At 66.7% G+C, this 21,602-nt stretch carries 17 protein-coding genes and 1 riboswitch; of the genes, 5 read left to right on the forward strand and 12 right to left on the reverse strand.

Going from position 1 to position 21,602, the window contains the following annotated elements; all coding sequences use genetic code 11:
* Nucleotides 1–26: 26 nt before the first annotated feature.
* Both ACIQXM_RS07700 and ACIQXM_RS07705 read right to left on the reverse strand, forming a co-directional pair.
* The gene (locus ACIQXM_RS07700) at nucleotides 27–941 is read right to left on the reverse strand and encodes a carbohydrate kinase (protein WP_400929984.1); all 915 of its coding nucleotides are present in this window, start codon (nucleotides 939–941) and stop codon (nucleotides 27–29) included.
* A gap of 34 nt (nucleotides 942–975) precedes the next feature.
* On the reverse strand, nucleotides 976–1,731 hold the full coding sequence (locus ACIQXM_RS07705) for an alpha/beta hydrolase family protein (RefSeq protein WP_400929986.1): 756 nt from the start codon (nucleotides 1,729–1,731) through the stop codon (nucleotides 976–978).
* A gap of 103 nt (nucleotides 1,732–1,834) precedes the next feature.
* On the opposite strand from ACIQXM_RS07705, the gene ACIQXM_RS07710 reads away from it, so the two are divergent.
* Both ACIQXM_RS07710 and ACIQXM_RS07715 read left to right on the forward strand, forming a co-directional pair.
* A complete protein-coding gene (locus tag ACIQXM_RS07710) occupies nucleotides 1,835–2,944 on the forward strand; it encodes a GTP pyrophosphokinase family protein (RefSeq protein WP_400929989.1) in 1,110 nt (369 codons plus the stop codon).
* Nucleotides 2,945–3,110: 166 nt separating this feature from the next.
* Nucleotides 3,111–4,169: a winged helix DNA-binding domain-containing protein gene (locus ACIQXM_RS07715; RefSeq protein ID WP_400929991.1), complete on the forward strand. Its 1,059-nt coding sequence runs from the start codon at nucleotides 3,111–3,113 to the stop codon at nucleotides 4,167–4,169.
* 12 nt (nucleotides 4,170–4,181) lie between these two features.
* On the opposite strand, the gene ACIQXM_RS07720 is transcribed toward ACIQXM_RS07715, so the two are convergent.
* The gene (locus ACIQXM_RS07720; protein WP_400929994.1) at nucleotides 4,182–5,204 is read right to left on the reverse strand and encodes a LacI family DNA-binding transcriptional regulator; all 1,023 of its coding nucleotides are present in this window, start codon (nucleotides 5,202–5,204) and stop codon (nucleotides 4,182–4,184) included.
* A gap of 188 nt (nucleotides 5,205–5,392) precedes the next feature.
* Between ACIQXM_RS07720 and ACIQXM_RS07725 the strand changes: the two genes are divergently transcribed.
* On the forward strand, nucleotides 5,393–6,391 hold the full coding sequence (locus ACIQXM_RS07725) for an SDR family NAD(P)-dependent oxidoreductase (protein WP_400929997.1): 999 nt from the start codon (nucleotides 5,393–5,395) through the stop codon (nucleotides 6,389–6,391).
* 95 nt (nucleotides 6,392–6,486) lie between these two features.
* Here the strand turns inward: ACIQXM_RS07725 and ACIQXM_RS07730 are convergent, their stop codons facing one another.
* Genes ACIQXM_RS07730 through ACIQXM_RS07740 form a run of 3 tightly spaced genes read right to left on the reverse strand, consistent with a single transcriptional unit; the run spans nucleotide 6,487 to nucleotide 12,290 of the window.
* Complete coding sequence (locus ACIQXM_RS07730; protein WP_400930000.1) at nucleotides 6,487–6,954, reverse strand: SRPBCC family protein; 468 nt, start codon at nucleotides 6,952–6,954, stop codon at nucleotides 6,487–6,489.
* Nucleotides 6,955–6,995: 41 nt separating this feature from the next.
* Nucleotides 6,996–9,467, reverse strand: coding sequence for a phosphoketolase (locus ACIQXM_RS07735; RefSeq protein ID WP_400930003.1), 2,472 nt, complete (start codon nucleotides 9,465–9,467; stop codon nucleotides 6,996–6,998).
* A gap of 57 nt (nucleotides 9,468–9,524) precedes the next feature.
* Nucleotides 9,525–12,290 carry an ATP-dependent DNA ligase gene (locus ACIQXM_RS07740; protein ID WP_400930006.1) on the reverse strand — a complete coding sequence of 922 codons (2,766 nt, stop codon included), beginning with the start codon at nucleotides 12,288–12,290 and terminating at the stop codon, nucleotides 9,525–9,527.
* A gap of 122 nt (nucleotides 12,291–12,412) precedes the next feature.
* On the opposite strand from ACIQXM_RS07740, the gene ACIQXM_RS07745 reads away from it, so the two are divergent.
* On the forward strand, nucleotides 12,413–13,891 hold the full coding sequence (locus tag ACIQXM_RS07745; protein ID WP_400930009.1) for an SDR family oxidoreductase: 1,479 nt from the start codon (nucleotides 12,413–12,415) through the stop codon (nucleotides 13,889–13,891).
* Nucleotide 13,892: 1 nt separating this feature from the next.
* Here ACIQXM_RS07745 and ACIQXM_RS07750 read toward each other — a convergent pair whose 3' ends face one another.
* The 6 genes from ACIQXM_RS07750 to ACIQXM_RS07775 form a co-directional block, all read right to left on the reverse strand.
* Nucleotides 13,893–14,585: a pentapeptide repeat-containing protein gene (locus ACIQXM_RS07750; RefSeq protein WP_400930012.1), complete on the reverse strand. Its 693-nt coding sequence runs from the start codon at nucleotides 14,583–14,585 to the stop codon at nucleotides 13,893–13,895.
* Nucleotides 14,586–14,587: 2 nt separating this feature from the next.
* A complete protein-coding gene (locus ACIQXM_RS07755; protein WP_400930015.1) occupies nucleotides 14,588–14,800 on the reverse strand; it encodes a PLDc N-terminal domain-containing protein in 213 nt (70 codons plus the stop codon).
* A gap of 81 nt (nucleotides 14,801–14,881) precedes the next feature.
* On the reverse strand, nucleotides 14,882–16,486 hold the full coding sequence (locus tag ACIQXM_RS07760) for a bifunctional hydroxymethylpyrimidine kinase/phosphomethylpyrimidine kinase (RefSeq protein WP_400930017.1): 1,605 nt from the start codon (nucleotides 16,484–16,486) through the stop codon (nucleotides 14,882–14,884).
* Nucleotides 16,483–17,178 (reverse strand): thiamine phosphate synthase, encoded by a 696-nt coding sequence (thiE, locus tag ACIQXM_RS07765; RefSeq protein WP_400930020.1) that lies wholly within the window; start codon nucleotides 17,176–17,178, stop codon nucleotides 16,483–16,485. Before thiE ends, ACIQXM_RS07760 begins: the two co-directional genes overlap by 4 nt.
* A complete protein-coding gene (gene thiM, locus ACIQXM_RS07770; RefSeq protein WP_400930023.1) occupies nucleotides 17,175–17,993 on the reverse strand; it encodes a hydroxyethylthiazole kinase in 819 nt (272 codons plus the stop codon). Before thiM ends, thiE begins: the two co-directional genes overlap by 4 nt.
* Nucleotides 17,976–18,065, reverse strand: a riboswitch (TPP riboswitch). It overlaps the preceding gene by 18 nt.
* Before the next feature lie 97 nt (nucleotides 18,066–18,162).
* On the reverse strand, nucleotides 18,163–19,476 hold the full coding sequence (locus tag ACIQXM_RS07775; protein ID WP_400930026.1) for a M20/M25/M40 family metallo-hydrolase: 1,314 nt from the start codon (nucleotides 19,474–19,476) through the stop codon (nucleotides 18,163–18,165).
* A gap of 244 nt (nucleotides 19,477–19,720) precedes the next feature.
* Between ACIQXM_RS07775 and ACIQXM_RS07780 the strand changes: the two genes are divergently transcribed.
* A complete protein-coding gene (locus tag ACIQXM_RS07780) occupies nucleotides 19,721–21,601 on the forward strand; it encodes an ABC transporter substrate-binding protein (protein ID WP_400930029.1) in 1,881 nt (626 codons plus the stop codon).
* Nucleotide 21,602: the final 1 nt, after the last annotated feature.

The following is a 21,602-nucleotide window of genomic DNA, read 5'->3' on the forward strand; positions in this document are numbered from 1 at the left end:
CCTCTGAAGTGGAAGGGCGCCCGGACTCAGGAAAGCTCGGCGCGGGACGGTGGGTTGGCGCCGGCCCGGGAGACCGTGACGGCGGAGGCGCGGACAGCGAAATTCAGCACTGCGTCCAGATCTGCGGCACCAATGCGGGCCAGTTCGGGCCGGCGGGCACCGCCGTCGAGTTCCAGATCCATCAGCGAAACGAGCAGGGCGGACATAAACGAATCCCCGGCTCCCACGGTGTCCACGACAGTAACGGGCGGAACTGACGCGGAGGCTTCACCGGCGGCGGTCACCGCCCAGGCCCCCTTGGAGCCGCTGGTGACGGCAACGATTGCCGGTCCCATGGCGAGCCAGCGCCGCGCGGCGTCCTGCGGGCTGTCCTGGGGATACAGCCAGGCGAGGTCCTCGTCGGAGGCCTTGACCACGTCCGCCAGCGCCACGAACTTCTCCGCCTGCTCCCTGGCATAGACCACATCGGTGATAATCGAGGGCCGGCAGTTGGGGTCGTAGGTAATGGTGGCCGTGGGCCGCGCCCGCTCCACCGCGTGCAGCACGGCGTCCGCGCCGGGGCTGAGCATGGCGGCAATGGAACCGGTGTGCAGCAGGGTGGTGCCGTCCAGCAGCTGCGGGAGCGCCTCGGCCAGGGAGGGCAGCTGCCACTGGAGGTCGAAGGTGTAGCGGGCACCTCCGGCAGGATCCAGGACGGCGGTGGCCACGCTGGTGGGCAGATCGTCCTGCGGCAGCGGGGTCAGCACGGAGTTGGCGCGCAGGTGTTCCTGGATCAGCATTCCGTACTCGTCCGTGCCGTAGCGGCCCACAAACTGGACCGGACGGCCCAGCCGGGCAACGCCTACTGCCACGTTGAGCGGGCTGCCGCCGGGGTGGGATCGTTTGGGGGTGGTATCGCTGAGAACCTCGTCCACGAGGGCTTCGCCAATTACTGTGAGCACAGCCTCAACCTAACAGAGCAGCGGCCGGGTTTCCTTAAGGCAGCGGCACTTCGGCCGCCTCAGCCACCGCTTCGACGACGGCGGCCCAGGCCGGGGTGCCCGGCGTGATCAGGGCGAAGTGGTCGCCGGAAACCATCCGCAGCTCGGCGGCCGATCCGCTGTCTTTGGCGGCCTGTACAAACCCTGCGGACTGGCTCAGCGGAACGTGGGCGTCAGCGTCGCCGTGCAGGGCAATGACCGGAACCGGCAGCGGAAGCCGGCACATCGGATCCGCGCTGCGGTACCGGTGCGGGTCTTCTTCCGGGGAGGACCCAAGGAAGTTCCGCACCGCGCCGTCGCTGAGATTCAGATCCCGCGCTTCGGCCAGATTCAGCACGCCGGCCTGGCTTACGACGGCGGTGACGGGGACCGCGGCACCGCTGCGGCCCGCGGCCCAAACGGCCAGATGCCCACCGGCGGAATGCCCGAGCACGGTGACGCGGGACAGGTCCAGGCCGTGCTCCCGGGCTGCCGGTCCCAGCGCATCGATGCCGGCGCTGATGTCCTCGAAGGTCTCCGGCCATCCGCCGCCGTTGCCGGCCCGCCGGTATTCCAGGTTCCAGCAGGTGAAGCCGAGGGCAGCGAGGACCTCGGCTTCGGGGCGGCCCAGCTCCGCGGTGTACCGGGAGCGCCAGTAACCGCCGTGGATGATGACCACCACGCCGTCGTGCCCGGGGTCCTGCGGCAGCGTGAGTTCGGCATACTGCTCCGGGTCCGGGCCGTAGGGAATGCGGAGCGTAGTACACGGCATCGGAAGCTCTCCTTGATCTGGCCTAATGTGGTAGTGAGCCTAGCGTCCGGCGCACCGGACGGCAGTGCGGCACATCCAAACGTTGGGGAATGAGGTTTTTTGTATGGGCGCGTGGGACAGCCTTGATGATCGGCTGCGGCCGGTGGTCCAGGCGAGCACGGACGAGTATGCGCGGGTTCGCCCTGCCTTGGAACAGCTCACCAGGGAGATGGAGGAGAGCCTGCGGAACATCTTCACGGACAGTCCCGTCCGCCCGCTGTTCGTGGCCTCGCGGACCAAAACGGTGGAGTCCTTCCGGGACAAGGCCTCCCGGACCCTGCCGTCGGAGAACCCCGACGAGCTGCCCGCCCTGCTGTTCCCGGATCCGCTGCGAAACCTTATCGATCTGGTGGGTCTGCGCGTCATTGTGACTCTGCCCCACGAGGTGGATGAAGCCGCCAACCTGATCAAACGCCAGCGTGCCGAATTTGACTGCCGCGGGGACCGGGAAAAGGACATCGGATCAATCGAATCCGGCACCTACGGCTACTCCAGCCGCCATCTGGTGCTCCGGACCATCCAGAATGACACGGTTCGGGAATACCACAAGCTGCTGGACCCGGAGCAGCGGCCCAACGGGAGCTACCAGTTCGAGGTGCAGATCCGCACCGTGCTGGCTCATGCCTGGTCCGAGATCGAGCATGACATCCGGTTCAAGGCCGGCGATCCGCGGGCCTGGAGCCCGTACTTTGACCGCCAGTTCACCGCCACGGCGGCGATGCTGGAAACCGTGGAAACCGCCTTCGCCGAACTGCATGAGCGCTACGAAACGGTAACCGGATTCTGGGACGAGGACGGGGAAGGCAGCGCCCCGCTGACACCGAACCGGATTCGGGACGTGTGGATGACCCTGCTCCCCCATGTGAACCGCAAGGCCGGGGATGACTGGGGCTGGGCCGCCGAGCTTCTGGCCGCCCACGGCATGAAAACCACCATGGACCTGGCCGGACTGCTGCAGGCGGACATCATCACCAAGGTCCGCAAGGCCCTGGACCACCGGTACTCCCCCGGGCCGGACCGGCTGCTCGATGACCTGCTGCTGTGGCGCTTCGGCAAGGAGCACATCGATCTGACGGCGGAGCCCGAGGACGCCCCGGTCAAGCCCCGGCGCGAGTCCCTGGGCCGGCGCTACCGGCAGATGCAGCTCTTCCGGGCGCGGGAAGAGAACGCTTAACCGGGCGTTCCGGGAAATCCCGGACGTCCTGGGAAATCCCGGACGTCCTGGGAAATCCCGGACGGAGCGGACCGGGCGGGATTTCCCAATGTGACCGGGTTTTCCCAATCCCACCGGAACGGAGTCCGGCCTTGCCGCAGCACGCGGTCCCGCTTACGGTGACGGAATGGTTCTCCAACTCAGCGCCGAGGAAGCACGGCGGATGCGGTGGCACGCCCAGCTGCTGGGCGGCTCCGATCTGCCGCCGGCCGACGTCGTGGACCGCGCCGTCGCGCTCCAGGGTCAGGATCTGCCGGCGGTCCTGCGGGCCATTGCGCTTCGATCCGGTCCGGGCACCACGCTCCAGGACGTCCGCGCTGCCTTCGACAACGGGTCCCTGGTGCGGGGGTGGCCGATGCGGGGCACACTGTTTGCCACCACCCCGGAGCACCTGGCAGCACTGCTGTTCTTCACTGCAGAGCGCATTCACCGGGCGACGACCCGGCGCCGGGAAGAACTCGGCCTCGATGACCGCATGATTGCCCGTGCCCGCGACGTGCTGCTGACCGCACTGGAGGAACGTCCGCTGCACAGGGCTGAGGCGCTTGCCCTGTGGGAAGCCGCCGGCATCCCCACCACCGGCGGACCGGGATATCACCTGCTTATGCATCTCTCAGTGGCTGGTGACGCGCACTGGGGTTCATTCGCCCCGGAGGGCACCGAACAGCTCCTCACCCTCTCTCCGCTGCTGCCGCCCGCAGATCCCGAGGCTGCCCTGACCGGGATCGTGCGGAGTTTTGTCAGAGCCCGGGGCCCGGTGACCGAGGCGGACCTGGCATGGTGGACCAAGCTCCCCCGTGCGGTGCTGCGGCGAGCGCTCCCCGGAGTGGAGGACCTCACTGAAGTGGAAGTCCAGGGGCGGCCCGCCTGGACTATCGGCGAACCGCCGGAGGTGCAGGACGGGGAAGGAACGGGAGTGGTGCTGGTTCCGGGTTTCGATGAGTGGATCCTCGGCTATGCGGACCGCTCCCTGGTTGCCAGCGACGCGATGCTCGACGCGCTGGTGCCCGGCCGGAACGGAGTCTTCCGCCCCGCGGTGCTGGTGGACGGCATCGTGGTGGGAAGCTGGCGGCTTTCCCGGACTTCCGGCACCCGCACGGAACCGGTGATCGAGCTGGTGGAGCAGGTGCCCGCGGCTACCCGGCGTGCCATTGAGCAGGCGGTCGCCGATTGGCCTTACCGCTGACGCGGCCCCGGCTTAGGCCGAGGCACGCCGGATCAGGCTGACCGGCGGGAGCGTAGTGGATTCTGCCGGCCCGTCAGCCGGGGCGGCACTGTTTCCGCCACCGTGGCGGATCCCGCCGTCGTCGACCGTTTGGACCAGCACCATCCGGGCGAAGCGCTCCCCCAGTGTGGCCGAGTCCACCCGAACGGTGGTTAGCGGGGGTACGGCGAGTGAGGCCAGCGGAACGTCTTCGGCGCCAATAACGGCGAGGTCCCGCGGCGCATGCCGGCCGTGCACCGCCAGTCCGGCCAGCAGCGCGAAGGCATGGTCATCATCGAAGGCACAGGCCGCGGTAACCGGCGCGGGTCCGTCCAGCCAGCGGCCGACGGCGGCAGCAGCCTCCTGAGCGTCCAGCCGCAGGTACTCAATCACCGGAGGCGGCAGCCGAAGCCGGGCACACGCATCCGTGATGGCCGCCAGCCGGATCTGCACACGCCACGCGTAGCCCGCCTCCGGCGGGACTGCCACGCCGATGCGCTGATGCCCCGCCGCGGCCAAATGCTGCACCTGCAGTGCGCCGATGCCCAGGTCCGGATCGAGCGGATTCGCCAGCGTTTCCTGCAGCGATGCGACCGGCAGGCCGCTGGAGCGCAGGGCCGCCAGCTCAGCCTCCTCCAGCGGGGTAGTGAGGATCAGGCCGGCCGGGGTGAGCGATTGCACCAGGGACACGGCTCCGCCCTGCGGGGGCAGCCGGTGTGCGATCAGCCGCAGCCCGTGGCGTTCCAGCTGCTCGGAGGCGGCATCAAGGATCATGGCCAGCGCCCGGCCCAGCGGCTCGGGCGGCAGCAGCATCAGCACCAGGTCGCTGCGGCCGCGGCGCAGGGTGCGGGCGGCGGTGGACGGGGTGTAGCCCAGAGTGCGGGCCGCGGCCAGGACCCGCCCCCGGGTGGCAGCGGAAATGCTCTGGCCCGTATTGCCGTTCAGCACGTAGCTGACCGTGGCGCGGGAAACTCCCGCTGCCTGCGCGACGTCGCTCGACGTAACCCTGCGATCCACCCGCTGAGCACCTTTCGCCGTCGGATTTCCCTGCTGCCCTGCCCTCATTTTCCGGGGCTTATGTCCTCCGGATTTCTCCGGTATTCTGACGATACAGGCAACTTACACGTGTAACCTGCACGAGACAGCTGCCAGCGAACCAGCGGCCGCAGATCCGCGGCCGCCCTTCCCACCGAAAGGACCGGCTCGTGGCCAACCAGCCAATCACCGCCCAGAACACCGTCCAGCAATGGCTCGACCACCCGGCAGGGGGCCCCGCAATCCGCGGCATGCTGGCACAGGCCGGCAGTGACGAGTCCACATTGGGCCCGGCACTGACCCTGAAGCTGCAGCAGCTCGTGGACCTGAGCCAGGGGCAGTTCCCGCAGGCCGCCGTGGATGAGCTCGTGAAGGCCGCCAACGGCGGGGTAATGCCCGAGACCGCCGAGACCGTCCTGCCCACCGTTCCGGGCCGCTTCGAGGGCCGCACCGTGATTGTCACCGGCGCGGGTTCGGGCATTGGCCGCGCCACCGCCGGCCGGATCGTCCGTGAAGGCGGACGGGTCATCGCCGTCGACATTGCCGAGGGCCGGATCAACACCCTGGCCGAAGAACTTGGCGAGTCAGTGGTTCCCGTGGCAGCCGACCTCACCGATCTCTCCGCCGTGGACCGCATTGTGGCCGCCGCGGGCGAGAGCGTCGACGGCCTGGCCAACGTGGCGGGCATCAACGATGACTTCTCCCCGCTGCACGAGGTTTCCGACGCCATGTGGCAGAAGATCTTCGCGGTCAACGTGGACGGCCTGGTGCGCCTGACCCGCGCCGTGCTGCCGGGCATGCTTGCCGCCGGCAAGGGCTCGATCGTGAACGTCACTTCCGAGGCGGGCCTGCGCGGCTCAGCTTCCGGCGTTGCCTACACCGCCTCCAAGCACGCCGTTGTGGGCATTACCCGCAGCACCGCGTTCATGTATGCCCGCGAAGGCATACGAGTCAACGCTGTGGCTCCGGGCGGTGTCGCCACCGGCATCCCGATGGGCGGCAAGGTCAGCGAGTACGGCGAGGCGCGGCTTTCCCCCGCGCGCGTGAACATTCCGGGCCTGGCCTCGGCGGAGGACCTCGCGGCGTCCATCACGTTCCTGCTCAGCGACGACGGCGTGAACATCAACGGCGCCATCCTGCCCTCCGACGGCGGCTGGTCCGCGGTCTAAAAAGTCCGCAGGACACGCGCCCGCAGGAATACGACGGCGGCCAGCTCCCTTCTCCGTGAAGGGAACCGGCCGCCGTCGTTCTGCGGTGAAACGAACTAGGCTCCGGAAACTCCGGCAGCCAGCATGTTTAGGGACTGCTCCAGCTCGTCCTTGGACACCATCGGGAAGGACACCTGCTTGAGGGTCTCCTTGTCGGTGACGTGGGACCAGTCGTAGGTCAGCGTGACCTCGGTGGAGTCCGCACCCTGCGGCTCGAGTTCCCAGACCCACTGCCAGCCCTTGGGCTCGGTGCCGGCCGGAGCCGTCTGCCAGGCCAGGAGCTTGTTGTGGTCATACCCGGTGACGTGGTTTTCCGTCTGGTAGTCGCCCATTTTTTCATTGTTCATGTTCATGGTGAAAACCTGGCCGGAGGCGGTGATGCGGTCGGTCTTCTCATCCGAAACCACCATGCCGGAACCGTCCAGCTCGTGGTGGCGCTCAGGGTTGGACAGCAGGTTGAAGATGTCTGCGGCTGAAGCGTCGATGATTCGCGAGACAACAATGCTCGTCTGATCAGTGGTCAATGAACTCTCCTTCGATAGATGGATCGTACGTACCCGCAGGCTCAGTCAGCGGTTTGCTCCGAGGCTTCCTGCAGCTCCCAGCCCGTAATGTACGGCGGATCCTGCCCTTCGTCCCGGGTGTACTGCCGGCAGCGGGCCCGTTCGTCCTGGAGCCACTGCCGGAAACCGGCCTGCGTTGATCCCAGTGACGCTACCCGGTCCAGCACGTCCATGGCCAACTGGAAACGGTCAATCTGGTTGAGCATCGCCATGTCGAACGGCGTGGTGGTGGTGCCCTCTTCCTTGTATCCGCGCACGTGCAGGTTGGAGTGGTTGGTCCGCCGGTAGGTGAGCCGGTGGATCAGCCACGGATAGCCGTGGTACGCGAAAATGACGGGCCGGTCCCGAGTGAAAAGAGTGTCAAAATCCCTGTCAGAGAGCCCGTGCGGGTGCTCTCCGGGGTCCTGGAGGCGCATCAGGTCCACCACGTTCACCACCCGGATTTTCAGCTCCGGCAGCTGCTTCTTCAGCAGTCCGGCGGCGGCCACAGTTTCCAGGGTGGGCACGTCACCGGCGCAGGCCATGACGACGTCGGGATCGGCCTTTTCGCCGGGCCCGGCGGTTTCGCTGCCGGCGAAGTCCCAGATGCCCACGCCGCGTTCAACATGCAGCAGTGCGTCCTGCGGATTCAGCCACGCGGGTGTGGGCTGTTTTCCGGACACCACCACGTTCACCCGGTCCCGGGTGGTCAGGATGTGCCCGGTCACGGCGAGCATGGTGTTCACATCCGGGGGCAGGTAAACACGGATGACTTCGGCCTTCTTGTTCACCACGTGGTCAATGAAGCCGGGGTCCTGGTGCGAGAAACCGTTGTGGTCCTGCTGCCAGACATGGCTGGAGAGCAGGTAGTTCAGCGAGGCAATGGGCTGCCGCCAGGACAGGTTCCGGCTGACCTTCAGCCATTTGGCGTGCTGGTTGAACATGGAATCCACAATGTGGACAAAGGCTTCGTAGCAGTTGAAGACGCCGTGCCGTCCGGTGAGCAGGTAGCCCTCCAGCCAGCCTTCACACAGGTGCTCGGAGAGGACTTCGGCAACGCGGCCGCTGCGCGCCAAATGCTCGTCTATCTCGTCGATGCGCTGCTGCCAGGCCTTGTCCGTGACGTCATAGACGGCCTGCAGCCGGTTGGAGGCCGTCTCATCGGGGCCGAAAATGCGGAAGTTGGACGGGTTCAGTGAAATAACGTCCCGGAGGTACTCCCCGGCAGTGATCATGGGTGAGATCCGCTTGGTCCCGGGGTTTTCCACGTCCACGGCATGCTCCGCGTAGGCCGGAAGTTTGAGGTCCTGCAGCAGCCGGCCGCCGTTGGCGTACGGGGTGGCGCTCATGCGGGCGTTGCCCTCCGGGGCAAGGGCGGCGATTTCGGGACGCAGCCGGCCGGCGTCGTCGAACAGTTCTTCCGGGCGGTAGGAGCGCATCCATTCTTCCAGCTGCGCCAGATGCTCGGGGTTTTCATGGATGCCGGACAGCGGCACCTGGTGGGCGCGCCAGGTGCCCTCCACCTGCAGCCCGTCCACCACGGCCGGTCCGGTCCAGCCCTTGGGCGAGCGGAAGATGATCATGGGCCAGCGCGGAGCGTGCTCGTTCCGCGCTTCACGGGCGGCCGCCGCATCCGGGGCGTCGGCCGGCACGGCCACCCGTTCGCCGTTTCGGTACGGAGCCTGCATCTCATCGATTTCGGCCAGGCAGGCAGCAAGCACCTCGGCAAAATCAATGTGCGCCTGCGCCGTCGCAGCCGGATCCTCCACGGTCACCAGGTAGGGGTGGTAGCCGTAGCCTTCCATGAGCTTCACCAGCTGTTCCTCGGGCATGCGCGAGAGGATGGTGGGGTTCGCGATTTTATAGCCGTTCAGGTGCAGGATCGGCAGCACGGCACCGTCCACGGCCGGGTCCAGGAAGCTGTTGGAGTGCCAGCTGGCGGCCAGCGGACCGGTTTCCGCCTCACCGTCGCCGATCACCGTGGCGGCAATGAGGTTCGGATTGTCGAACACGGCGCCGTAGGCATGCGCCAGCGAATAGCCCAGCTCTCCGCCCTCATGGATGGAACCGGGGGTCTCGGGTGCCGCATGGCTGGGAATGCCGCCGGGGTAGGAGAACTGCTTGAACAGGGTCGCCAGCCCGTCCCCGTCCCGGCCCACATGGCTGTAAATCTCCGAGTAGGTGCCCTCCAGCCAGGCGTTGGCGACATTCGCGGGACCGCCGTGTCCGGGCCCGGTAATGAAGATGACCTCGCGCTGCTGCTCCTTGATGAGCCGGTTCAGGTGCGCATAAACAAAGTTCAGCCCGGGTGTGGTGCCCCAGTGGCCCAGCAGCCGCGCTTTGACGTCCCTGTTTTCCAGCGGGCGGCGCAGCAGCGGATTGTCCCGCAGATAGATCTGCCCGGCAGAGAGGTAGTTGGCGGCGCGCCACCAGGTGTCCACGTCCTGCAGGGTGTCGCTGAGCGGTTGGTCCGGTGCAACGGGTGCAGCAGTCATGCAGTGCCTCCTGGGCTGGGGAACGGGTTGCGGGGTCAGGATCGCTGACGTGAGGTGTCAGGCGGTTTCGACGACGACGTCGGAGGGTTTCTTGTCCGGGCGCAGTCCGCGCCAGGCAGGGTGGCGCAGCTTGCCGGTGGCCGTCCGCTCAGAGTAGGTCACCTCACCCACCAGGACAGGCCGAACCCACTGCGCATCCGAGGCGTCGGCGGACGGCACGCCCTCCAGCGGCGGGGTTTTGCGGGCCAGCTTCTTGAGCCTTCCGCCCACCAGGGCCAGGTCTTTTTCGCTCAGCCCGGAACCGACCCGGCCAATATAGGACAGGTCGTGTCCGTCCGGCACGGCCACCAGCAGCGAGCCGATCTTGGATGCACGGTTCCCCTTGCCGGGACGCCAGCCCACAATGACCACTTCCTGGGTGAAGGAGTTCTTGAGCTTGATCCAGCTCCTGGACCGCCGTCCGGGTGCATAGGTGCCGCTCCGGCGTTTGGCCATGACTCCTTCCAGGCCCAGTTCCCTGCTGGCCTCCACTGCCTGGTCCATGGACAGCTCCAGTACCGGCGGAACCTGGACGTGTCCTTTCTCCCCGGCGGGTTCTACTGCGGATTCCAGGATCTCCCGCCGCTGTGTGTAGGGCAGGTCCATCAGCGAGTTGCCGTCCAGCCACAGCAGGTCGAAGATCATCAGGTGCACGGGAGTGCGGGCCGCCGCGGCCTCGATGTCCCGCCTTTTGGTCATGTGCATTCGCGGCTGGAGCAGTCCAAAGTCCGGCCGCCCGGCCTTGTTGACCGCGACGATTTCCCCGTCCAGGACCGCACGTTCCCCGTTCAGGAGCGCTCCCACTTCCTGCAGTTCGGGATAGGCGGCGGTCATGTCGTTGCCGTTGCGGCTCACCACCCGGGTCCCTTCCGGCGTCACCTCCACGACCGCGCGCACGCCGTCCCACTTCATTTCGAAGGCCCATTCTTTATCATCGTTTTCCGCAGCGTCGTCATTTTCGGATGCGTCATCGTTTTCCGCAGCATCTTCGTCGATGTCCGCTCGGGTCCCCAGCGTGGCGAGCATCGGTTCCACCGACGGCATGCCGTGCTCCGCGGCATCCGCGGCCACGGCCTGGGAAACGCCGGCCGTTTCCGGCAGAGTCTTTGCCCCGGGAGCCGGCGCGGCAGCCGCGGCGGCTGTGGTTTCGACGGGCGATTCTTCCGCCCCGCCAGCAGCCGTGGCGTCCTTATGGCCGTTGTTAGCCTTCTTCGCCGAGGCCGCCGGACTCTCCCCTGCTTTGTCCCCCGGTGCACCCTCCCGCCCTTTGTCCCCCGCGTTCTCCCCAGTCTTATCCCCAGCCTTGTCGCTGGCCGAGGGCTGGTGCTTCATCAGGTGAATCAGCCAGTTGTTGGCGCCGCCTTTGCCGCCGGTGTGGATCAGGGCAAAGCGGCGGTCCGCGCTGCCCTCGGAGGCGAGGCCGCCGTCGGGCTGGCCGTGCAGCACCGCAATGACCTCCTTGCCGTCCCGCCATTTCTCCGGTTCGTAGGTTCCGTGGTCCCAGATCCGCACCTCGCCGGCACCGTATTCGCCTTTGGGGATGGTCCCTGCAAAGGTGCCGTAGTCCAGCGGATGATCCTCGGTCTGCACTGCCAGATGGTTTTGGTTCGGGGAATCCGGAGGCCCCTTGGGCAGCGCCCAGGAGACCAGGACGCCGTCGTGCTCCAGCCGGAAGTCCCAGTGCAGCCGCCGGGCATGGTGTTCCTGGATCACAAAGCTGTTGCCCTCCGACGGCAGAGCCGGCTCCGCCGGAACGGGCTCAGGGGTCTTGGCGGCGTCGCGCATGCTGCGGTACTTGCTGAGCCGGTCCGCTGTCCCCCCGGCAGTTCCGGCGCTGTCGGCAGCTTCCTCCAGCGCCGCCGCGTCCAGGTCCCCGCCGGCGGCCTCCATCCCGGCCAGCGGATCCCCGTCCTCGGCAAGCCGCTGCATCACCTGTTCATAATCCAGCTGCGCGAGATCCGGATCCTCCAGCTCCTCCCAGGTACGCGGGGCCGCCACCGTGGGCGTGAACCTGCCGCGCAGCGAGTAGGGGCAGATGGTGGTTTTATTACCGTTGTTCTGGCTCCAGTCCAGCAGCACCTTGCCGGTGCGCAGGGACTTCTTCATGTCGGACACAATCAGGTCCCGGTGGTCGGCTTCCAGTGCCCGGGCCAGTTCATGTGCGACGGCGCTGACCTCATCCGAGGTTTGCTTCCCGTCCAGCGCGGCGTACAGGTGGATGCCCTTGGAGCCGCTGGTGACCGGACGGGCGTCCAGGCCCATGTCCGCCAGGATATCCCTGGCCAGCCGGGCCACCTCGGCGCACTGGGCCAGGTCCACCCCCTCCCCCGGATCCAGGTCCAGCACCAGCCGGTCCGGATTGTTGATCTTGCCGCGCGGACCAAAGCGCCACTGCGGCACATGGATTTCCAGGGCCGCGCTCTGTGCCAGCCAGGTCAGGGTCGCCAGATCATTGACCAGCGGATAGATATTGGTGCCGCTCTTATGCTCAATCGGAAACCGCTTCACCCACGTGGGGGCGGAAGTCTCGATGTTCTTCTGGAAAAACACCTGCCCCGGATCCCCGGGTACCCCGACGCCGTGGACCCAGCGTTTGCGGGTGGCGGGACGGTCGCGGGAATGCGGCAGCAAAGCTTCCGCTACGGCCGCGTAATAGGACAGGACATCGGCCTTGGTGGTGCCGGTTTCCGGATACAGGACCTTGTCCAAGTTGGTCAGGCGCAGACGGTGGCCGTCCACATTCACGGTTTCCTGCTGCTTCAGACCCGCTCCGCTGCTCGCCATGGTCCCTAGTCTTACCGGGAGCGGCAGCCAAATTCCAGTATTCTCCGGACTGCTCTGCAGATTACGCCAAGGGCGTTCCGGCGCACCTGCTCAATGGGCAAAGAACTGTGTAAGTTGGAAAAATGACTGAGTCACAGCGGGTTTTGGTAACGGGCGCCACGGGTTACATTGGCGGGCGGCTGGTTCCGCTGCTGCTGCAGGACGGCCATAAGGTCCGTGTCCTGGTGCGTTCCCCGGAGAAACTGCACGACGTGCCGTGGCACGACGACGTCGAAATTGTCCAGGGCGACCTGACGGACAAGGACTCCGTAGCCGGGGCCATGCAGGGCATGGACACCGTGTACTTCCTGGTGCATTCCATGGCCTCGGGCAAGGGATTTGCGGACCAGGAGCAGCAGATCGCCCATCTGGTGGCGGATGCCGCCGCGGAGTCCGGCGTGCAGCGCATCGTGTATCTGGGCGGCCTGCATCCGGAGGGCGAACTGTCCCCCCATATGCGTTCGCGCACGGAGGTGGGGCGGATCCTCCTTGAGGGCAAGGTTCCCGCCGTCGTCTACCAGGCAGGCGTGGTGATCGGGTCCGGATCGGCGTCGTTCGAGATGATCCGCCACCTGACCGAAACCCTGCCGGTCATGCCGGCGCCGAGCTGGGTGCGCCGCCGGATCGAGCCCATCGCCATCCGGGACGTCCTGCACTACCTGGTCCGCGCCGTCGACCTCCCCGCGGAGGTGAACCGCACCTTCGACATTGGCTCGCGCGAGGTGTTGACCTATGCGGAGATCATGAACGGCTATGCCGAAGAAGCCGGGCTGCCGCGGCGGCGGATCTATGCGCTCCCGCTGCCCGCGCCCCGGCTGGCCGGTATGTGGGTGGCCCTGGTGACTCCGATTCCGCGGTCCATGTCGCTGCCGCTGGTGGAATCGCTGCAGCACGACGCCGTGTCCAAGGAACACGACATTGACCAGTACGTGCCGGAGCCCGACGGCGGCCTCACCGGCTACCACGCAGCCGTCAAGCGGGCGCTGGGCAAGGAAAAGCGCGGCGAAGTGGAAACCACCTGGGCGGGTGCCTCACCCTCGGCGGACGAGGCTTCGTCGCCGCTGCCCAGTGACCCGGATTGGGCCGGCCAGACCGTCTACGTGGATTCCCGCCAGCGCCGTTCCTCCGTTGCCCCCGAATATGTCTGGAAAGTGATCGAGGGAATCGGCGGAAAGAACGGCTGGTATTCGCTGCCGATGGCCTGGGCCATCCGCGGCGTGCTGGACAAGACCGTGGGCGGAGCCGGACTGACCCGCGGCCGCCGCAACCCCACCACTCTGTTCACCGGTGACGTGGTGGACTGGTGGCGGGTGGAAGTGCTGGAGCGCGGCAGCCTGCTGCGGCTGCGGGCGGAAATGCGCGTGCCGGGCAAAGCCTGGCTGGAGCTGCGGGTGGATCCCGACGGCGACGGCAGCCTGTACCGGCAACGCGCCATCTACTTCCCCAAGGGCCTGGGCGGGAAGCTGTACTGGTGGCTGATCGCCCCGTTCCACGGCCTGATCTTCCCGTCCATGGCCAAGAACATCATCAAGAACGCGGCGAAACTGGCGGAAGAGAACTAAGTCAGCCTTCCACGCGCAGACCGAGGTTGGCCGCAAGCAGCGGCGCTAGCATCATGAGCTGCCCGTCATCCACCGTGGCACCGCTCAGGCCGGGCAGATGCGTGACGGACCGGAACTCGGTGCTGCGCAGGTCAACGTCCTGCAGCACTGCGCCGGAGAGGTTCAGGGCGCCGATGCGGCAGTCGCGGAACGCAACGCGGACGGCATGGACACCGTCCAGGTCCAATTCCTCGATGGTGCAGCCGGTGAAGAGGACGTCCGTGAGCCGGGAACTGCGCAGGTTCACGTAGTCCAGCTTCCCGCCGTCCACATGGACGGAGTTCCAGGCGTTGTCATACAGCTCTGCGGAGCCGAGCCGGCTTCCTTCCAGGACCACGTCACGGAAAGTGGCCCGCGGCGCGCGGAACACCGGTGCATAAAGGCCGGCGGAAAGGCACTCCAGGAACCGGGCGCCGCGCAGTCCGGTGTCCGTCATGGACACCGCGCTGAACTCGCATTCCAGGAAAGTGCTGCCCTGCAGGTCGGTGCCGTCAAAGGAGACCCCGTCAAAATGCAGCCCCTCAAAGCTGCCGGGGCTCTCCGGTGCCTGCGCCTCTTCCAGCCCGCCCAGGCGGACCGGATCCAGCGCGGGGGCTCGGGTTTTCCCGGTTCCGGTTTTCCCGGCTCCGGCCCTGCGGCGGGGTGCTGCCGCCACGCCTACTTACGCCGGCCGAAGATGAAGTAGGACAGCGGGCCAATGAAGTTCACGGCGCAGGCAGCGGACCAGAGTGCACGCGAGCCGCGGACCTCAGCCGCGGGACGGCGCCAAATATCGGCCAGGGCCAGTCCGGCGAGCGCAAACTGCACGGTCGCGGAAACACCCACCATCTTCTTCTGCTGTGCGGTGAGGTCCGTGATTTTCTTGGCCATGGTGCTCTCATTTCTGTTGTGGTGCCGGATTGGGGGCCGGGTGAAGGTCCTTCTGAGGGTACCCGGCGGGTCCCCCTGTCTTCACCCGCTCCGATGCCGTGGTGATGGTGATGATTGTGCCGTGCCGGCGGCGAAAAATTCATACTCCCGGTGAGTTGATTCCTTGAAAGCCTCGCAGATGATCCTCCTGGCGCGGGCCGTGCTGCGGTCAAGCACGGTTTCCAGGATCCGCACCGCGGAAACCGTGGACTCCATAAAGACCCGGTCGCTGTACGTGGCCAGCCACCGGGCGTACGGGTGGCCGGAATGATTGGCCTCCGAAAGCCGGCAGCCCACGTCCGCATAGATCCAAAAACACGGGAGGACGGCACCGACCAGCCGCTCGTATTCATAATTCCCGCGGCTGCCCTCCGGACCGGCACCGCCGGGAAGCCCGAGCAAATGCTCCACATATCCGCTCGTCACGGGTCCCGGGGGAACTGCCCGCCCAGCCGCTCCTGTTTCGGTAAGCCACGAGGTGTGCAGGTCCATTTCCGATGCCAGCGCACCGTAGGCCGCCTCGGCCCAGAACATCTGTTCCGCGAGGTTGGGGGCCAATTCGCTGGCCCGCGACAGCGCGCGGGCGTAGCCGCGGAGGTACAGTGCGTCTTGGGTCAGGTAGGCATCGAAAACACTGCGGTCCAGATCCCCGCTTCCAAGGTCCCGCACGAAATCCAGCCCGTCGATGTCCGCCCGTGCCGCAGCTGTCTGTTCCCACAGCGCTGCCGTGTGCGGCCCGGCCGGTTCCACCCCAAGCACCGGTTCCAGCAGCGCGGCCTGCACCGGTTCCGGTGCCCGCTCCAGCGCCGCGGCGGGCTCCAGTCCCCGCGCCCACATCCCATGGAAGTGGTGCACCGGACCGTGACCGGCGCCGACGTCGAGCTCATCCGCATACGCCAGGGCCTCCTGCAGCCAGTCCTTGGTCGCCGTCAACGCCAGGTCCCACCGGCCGGTCCGCGCGTAATAGGTTGCCATGGCCGCCGACATTGAACAGCCGGTGCCGTGCGTATTGAAGGTGTCCACCCGGGGTGCCCGTACCTGCAGCACCAGGGGATGTGCCGCAGCGGCGTCCACCAGAGCATCGGGACAGCTGTCCCCCGCCAGATGACCGCCCTTGACCAGGACTTTGACTGCGTAGGCGGCGGAAAGCTGCTCGCCCTGCGCCAGTGCCCGCTCCCACGACTCAGCAACGGGCTCCTGTACGAGCACCGCCAGTTCGGGAAGGTTCGGCGTCACCAGATCCACCCGGTGCAACAGCTGCCGCAGTGCGGCCTCGGCTCCGGCATCCAGCAGCCGGTCACCGCTGGTGGCAATCATGACCGGATCCAGCACCACCGCAGGAACTTCCAGGGCAGCCAGCCAGTCGTCCACCGCCTGAATCACGTCCGCGCTGCCAAGCATGCCAATCTTGACGGCGTCGATCCCGACGTCGTCGCTCACTGCCTCCAGCTGTTCGCGCAGGAAAGCGACGGGAGGGGTGTGCACCGACCGCACGCCCCGGGTGTTCTGCGCGACCAGCGCGGTGACAACGGCCATGCCGTACCCGCCGGCGGCCGCGATGGACTTCAGGTCGGCCTGGATTCCGGCGCCGCCGGTGGGATCGGTGCCGGCGATGCTGAGAATCCGCGGGATCCTGCCGGCGCTCATGCCGGACTCCCCGCGTGCCAGGCGCGGACCAGCTCCGCGGCTGCAGCCTGCGGATCGGCGGCTGCGCAAATGGCCGATACCACGGCGGCTCCGGTGGCACCGGCCGCCCTTAACGCACCGACGTCCTCGCGCACGATGCCGCCAATGGCCACCACCGGCAGCGTTGCCCGCGCCGCGAACTCGGTGAATCCGCTGATTCCCAGCGGCTTCGGATGATTTGCTTTGGTGCGGGTGGGCCGGATGACCCCGGTTCCGAGGTAATCCACGGTTCCCGGCGGCAGCGCCGCGAGCGCTTCCAGATGCTCTGCGGTGTTGGCGGTCAGGCCGACGACGGCGTCCGGGCCCACGAGCGTGCGCACCAGTTCGGCGGGCAGGTCGCTTTGGCCCACGTGGACTCCGTGCACTCCGGCGCGGACGGCCCGGGCCGCCAGATAGATGTCCACCCGGTCATCCACCAGTACGGTGGCCCGGTCTCCTGCGGCTTCGGCAACAGCAAGGACCAGGGCGTAAAAATCGGCTGCCGAGGCATTCTTTTCCCGTACCTGGATTGTTTCCACGCCGCCTGCCACTGCGGCCCTGACGGTCTCGACGACGCCGCGCGGCCCGCAAAGAACCGTGTCCGTCACCAGGTAAATGCCGCTGCTTCGCACGCGCTCCCGGGACCGGGACACGTCAACTACTCCGGCCTTCATGCGCTCACCAGCCGCTGCTTCAGGTCCTGTTCTCCGAGGGCGGCCAGGGCATCAAGGAATCCGGCCGCAAAGCTTCCCGGCCCGGCGGCGGCTTCGGCTGCCGGTTCCGCAGCCACTGTGTACACGGCGGTGGCGGCGGCAACTGCCGCCAGCGCTCCGCCGTCGTCAGCCACGGCGAGGAAGGCGGCAGTGACCGCTCCCAACGCGCATCCGCCGCCGGTGACCCGTGTCAGCAGGGCATCGCCGTTGCTGACACGCACGGTCTGCACGCCGTCCGTGATCACATCAGTGGGGCCGGAGACAGCGACGACGGATCCGTGTTTTTCAGCCAGCAGGAGCGCTGCCGGAAGGGCGCTTTCCGGATCGTCGGTGGAGTCCACGCCGCGGCCGCCGGAACCCAGTCCCGCCAGCGCAATGATTTCGGAGGCGTTGCCGCGGATAGCGGTTGGCCGCAGTGCCAGCAGTTCCGCGGCCAAAGCCGTGCGCACCGGAAGGTTGCCCACGGCCACCGGGTCCAGCACCCAGGGCGTGCCGGCATCATTGGCTGCCGCGGCGGCCTCCAGCATTGCCCGGCGCTGTTCCTCATGCGGAGTGCCCAGGTTGATCAGCACACCGGAGGCCACCCGGGCGAACGGCCCGGCCTCTCCCGGAATGTCAGTCATGGCCGGCGCGGCGCCCAGGGCCAGCAAAACGTTCGCGGTGAAATTTGTCACCACGGCGTTGGTCAGGCACTGCACCAACGGCGGTTCGGCGCGCAGGCGCGCCAGGAGGGTGGAAACGGTTAACGGTGTCAGGCGAATAGTCATCCGCGACATCCCTTCGCTAGTTCGAACTAGATCAGGTTCAACGGGTTTCATCTCAGCCTGTCGGCACCCCGTGTCACTGCAGAAGACTCTATGCCAGCCGGCCGCCGGAAGCACACACCCCCCGCTCGGCGTGCCGGAAAGACGGAGGAGGAGGAAGTGCCCGGCCGGGTGCAGCGGCTCAGACTCCGGTCAGGAAGTCCTGAAGGACCTGCTGGCCTCCCTGCACGGCGGCAACCGGAATCCGTTCGTCCACTCCGTGGACGCCCTGGATGCTGCGCCCTTCCGGATCCGTGGCCAGGGGCGCGAACCCGTAGCAGTGGATTCCCAGCGGAGCAAAGGCCTTGGCATCCGTTCCGCCGCCCATGCACATGGGCACCACAACGGCCTGCGGATCGTGGCGGAGCAGTGCCCCGCGCATCGCCTCGAACCACGGGGAGTCGACCGGCGACTGCACCGGCGGCTGGTGCGAGAGGAAAGTGGTGCTTACCGTGTCCCCCAGCAGCTCCCGAACGGTGGCCAGGGTGTCCTCCTCGGTGCCGGGAAGGCAGCGGATATCGACGTCGGCTTCCGCCACTCCGGGGATCACGTTCACCTTGTAGCCGGCCCGCAGCACTGTGGGCGTGGAGGAGCAGCGGACCGTCACGCCGGCCACCGTTCCGGCCTCGCCCATGGCGTCGATGGCAGCTTCCACACCGGCGTCCGAGCCCAGGTCCGCAGAGAATCCCAGGGCCGCCGTCGTCTCCTCGATGTACCGGCGGACCACCGGGGTGAGGACCAGCGGCCAGGAATAGCTGCCCACACGCTGGAGGGCATTGATCAGGTTCTGTACGGCATTGACCGGAACGGGCCGGGATCCGTGGCCGGAAACTCCCTCCGCACGGACCCTGATGTGGAGGGTGCCCCGCTCACCGGCAGCAATCGGATAGAGCCGGACCTCAGAACCGTCCACTGCCTCCAGAAGGGTGGCGTGGCCCCCGGATTCCCCGATTGCGGCTTCCACGCCCGCGAAAAGTTCCGGATGCTCCGCGGCCAGCCAAAGAGCGCCGTAGTCGCCCTTGTCCTCCTCATCCGCCACGAAAGCCACAACGATGTCCCGCCTCGGACGGACCCCCGCCTCTGCCCAGTTCAGCAGCGTGGCCAGGGTCATGGCCACCATGTCCTTCATGTCTGCAGCGCCGCGGCCGTAGATGTAACCGTCCCGGACAGTGCCGGCGAAAGGGTCCATGCTCCATTGCTCGGGCTCGGCCGGCACCACGTCCAGGTGAGCGTGCACCAGCAGCCCGGGCAGGGAAGAATCCGTGCCCCAAACCCGCACCACCACTGAGCTGCGGTCCGGTTCGGGGCCCAGCAGCACGGCATCGTAACCAGCCTTGGTCAGCAGGTTCAGGATGTACTCCGCGGCGTCCCGTTCCCCGTTGCTCTTGCCCTCCCCGAAGTTCGAGGTGTCGAAACGGATGAGTTCTGCACAGAGCCGGGCGGGGTCTACGGGCACGGACACTCCTTAGGTTTTGGGGAAACGATAACGGTGAAGCAGTTCTTTCCGAAAGTGTTTTGCAACAGTTGGTATATCCCTGTTAGTTACTTACACTGTCCCCACAGGGTGCACCGGTGTGGTGCTGCTCACAAGGCGCAGGCCGTTCCGTCCGTAGTTTCTGCACCGGATCCCGTTATCGGTTCAGGGCAGCGGGCAGCGCTTTTGGATACCTGTCACTCCACAGCTGTATGAAGGGGACGCTATGCAGTTCAGACAGAAAAACCCTGCCGCCGGGGGACGCCCCCGGGGATCCCGCCCACTGTTGCGCCACGCGGCAGCAGCCGGAATCCTCTGCGCCGCCATGACCGGTTCATTTGCCCTCACCACGGGTCCGGTCGCCGCACCGGCAGCCTATGCGGCGGAGGAATCCAGCGGCTCCACACTCAAACTGGCCCTGACCGGAGACATTGACACGCTCAACCCGTTCCTCGCCATCCTCGCGACCAGTTCCAACATCCTGGCCCTGCAGTACCAGAACCTGGTGGCTTACGGCCCGGACCAGAACGAAGAGATTCCCGGGATGGCCGAAAGCTGGGAGACCTCGGAGGACGGCACCGTCTGGACCTTCAAGATCCCCTCGGACCGCAAATGGTCCGACGGCGAGCCCATCACCGCCAACGACGCCGCCTGGACCTTCGGTGCCATCCAGGACAACGATGCGCTCAAGCAGGCCAACGGCGCCCTCCTGACCAGCGTGTCCCAGGTGGTGGCCGAGGATGACGAAACCCTGGTCATCACCCTCACCGCGCCGCAGGCCTCCAACCCCGGCACGCAGCTGCCGATCATGCCCGAGCACATTTGGTCCGAGGTGGGCGATCCTGCTGCTTTCGAGAATGACAAGGATGCCGTTGGCTCCGGCCCGTTCACGGTGGTCAGCTATGACAAGGCCGCAGGGGTCACCATGAAGGCCAACCCCAACTACTGGCAGGGCAAGGCCAAGGTGGACGGCATCACCTGGGTTCCCTACAAGAACAGCGACGCCGCCGTGCAGGCCCTGAAGACCGGGGAAATCGACGTCGTCAGCGGACTCACCCCGGTCCAGTACGAGGCGCTGCAGAACCAGCCGGGAATTACCACCAACGCCGGAACCGGCCGCCGCTACCAGGCCATCGCCATCAACCCCGGCACCACCACGGTGGAGAACGAAGTGCTCGGGGACGGCAATCCGGCGCTGCAGGATCCGGAACTGCGCCGGGCCATTGCCATGGGCATTGACAGCAACACGCTGCTGGAAAAGGTCCTGCAGGGTCTGGGCCAGGAAGCCACGGGTGAAATTCCCATGACCTACCCGCTCTATCACTGGGACACGGACGAGCTTCCCCTGGCCTACAACCCCGAGGAAGCCAACAAGGTCCTGGACGAGGCCGGTTACGCCATGGGCCCCGACGGCATCCGCCTGGACAAGGAGGGCAAGCCCCTCAAGCTCCGCCTGATGGGGCGAAACTCCGATCCCACACACCAGCAGATGGCTGATTACATCGGTCCGTGGATGAAGGCCATCGGCATCGAGATCAACACCGAGATGAAGGCTCCGGCCCAGGTCAATGATGATTCGACCTTCGGCAACTTCGACATGTACTTCACCGGCTGGGGCATTGGCCCGGATCCTGACTATCAGCTGTCCATCAACCAGTGCAGCTCCCGTCCCAACGCGGACGGCACCGGTGCCACGTCGGAGAACAGCCTGTGCGATCCGGAATTCGACAAGCTCTACCTCGCCCAGCACGCCGAGCTGGACCAGGACAAGCGCAGCGAACTGGTACAGCAGGCCCAGGAAATCATCTACAACTCCGCCGTCAATAAGGTGCTCTTCTACGCCAACAGCCTTGAGGCCTACCGCTCGGACAAGTGGGAACCGTTCACCACGCAGCCGTCGGAGGGCGGCGTGATCACCTCCCAGAACGGGCCGTGGGGCTACTACAGCGCCACCCCCATCGGTGCCGATGTTGCCGAAGCAGGCACCAGCGAGGAGAGCGGAACCAACACCGCCCTCATCGTCTCGATCGCCGTCGTCGTGATCCTGGGAATTGCCGTGATCGTCTTTCTCCGCCGCCGCGGCAGCAACGCGGAAGACCGCGCCTAAC

This window comes from Arthrobacter sp. NPDC097144, assembly GCF_044762205.1.
In the GTDB taxonomy this organism is placed as follows: Bacteria; Actinomycetota; Actinomycetes; order Actinomycetales; family Micrococcaceae; genus Arthrobacter_B.

Bases quoted from the DNA above. Each gene is read 5' to 3' on its own strand.
- ACIQXM_RS07705 (WP_400929986.1), bottom strand. From the start codon at position 1,731: ATGCCGTGTACTACGCTCCGCATTCCCTACGGCCCGGACCCGGAGCAG.
- ACIQXM_RS07710 (WP_400929989.1), top strand. From the start codon at position 1,835: ATGGGCGCGTGGGACAGCCTTGATGATCGGCTGCGGCCGGTGGTCCAG.
- ACIQXM_RS07715 (WP_400929991.1), top strand. From the start codon at position 3,111: ATGGTTCTCCAACTCAGCGCCGAGGAAGCACGGCGGATGCGGTGGCAC.
- ACIQXM_RS07735 (WP_400930003.1), bottom strand. From the start codon at position 9,467: ATGACTGCTGCACCCGTTGCACCGGACCAACCGCTCAGCGACACCCTG.
- ACIQXM_RS07740 (WP_400930006.1), bottom strand. From the start codon at position 12,290: ATGGCGAGCAGCGGAGCGGGTCTGAAGCAGCAGGAAACCGTGAATGTG.
- ACIQXM_RS07745 (WP_400930009.1), top strand. From the start codon at position 12,413: ATGACTGAGTCACAGCGGGTTTTGGTAACGGGCGCCACGGGTTACATT.
- ACIQXM_RS07755 (WP_400930015.1), bottom strand. From the start codon at position 14,800: ATGGCCAAGAAAATCACGGACCTCACCGCACAGCAGAAGAAGATGGTG.
- ACIQXM_RS07760 (WP_400930017.1), bottom strand. From the start codon at position 16,486: ATGAGCGCCGGCAGGATCCCGCGGATTCTCAGCATCGCCGGCACCGAT.
- thiE (WP_400930020.1), bottom strand. From the start codon at position 17,178: ATGAAGGCCGGAGTAGTTGACGTGTCCCGGTCCCGGGAGCGCGTGCGA.
- thiM (WP_400930023.1), bottom strand. From the start codon at position 17,993: ATGTCGCGGATGACTATTCGCCTGACACCGTTAACCGTTTCCACCCTC.
- ACIQXM_RS07780 (WP_400930029.1), top strand. From the start codon at position 19,721: ATGCAGTTCAGACAGAAAAACCCTGCCGCCGGGGGACGCCCCCGGGGA.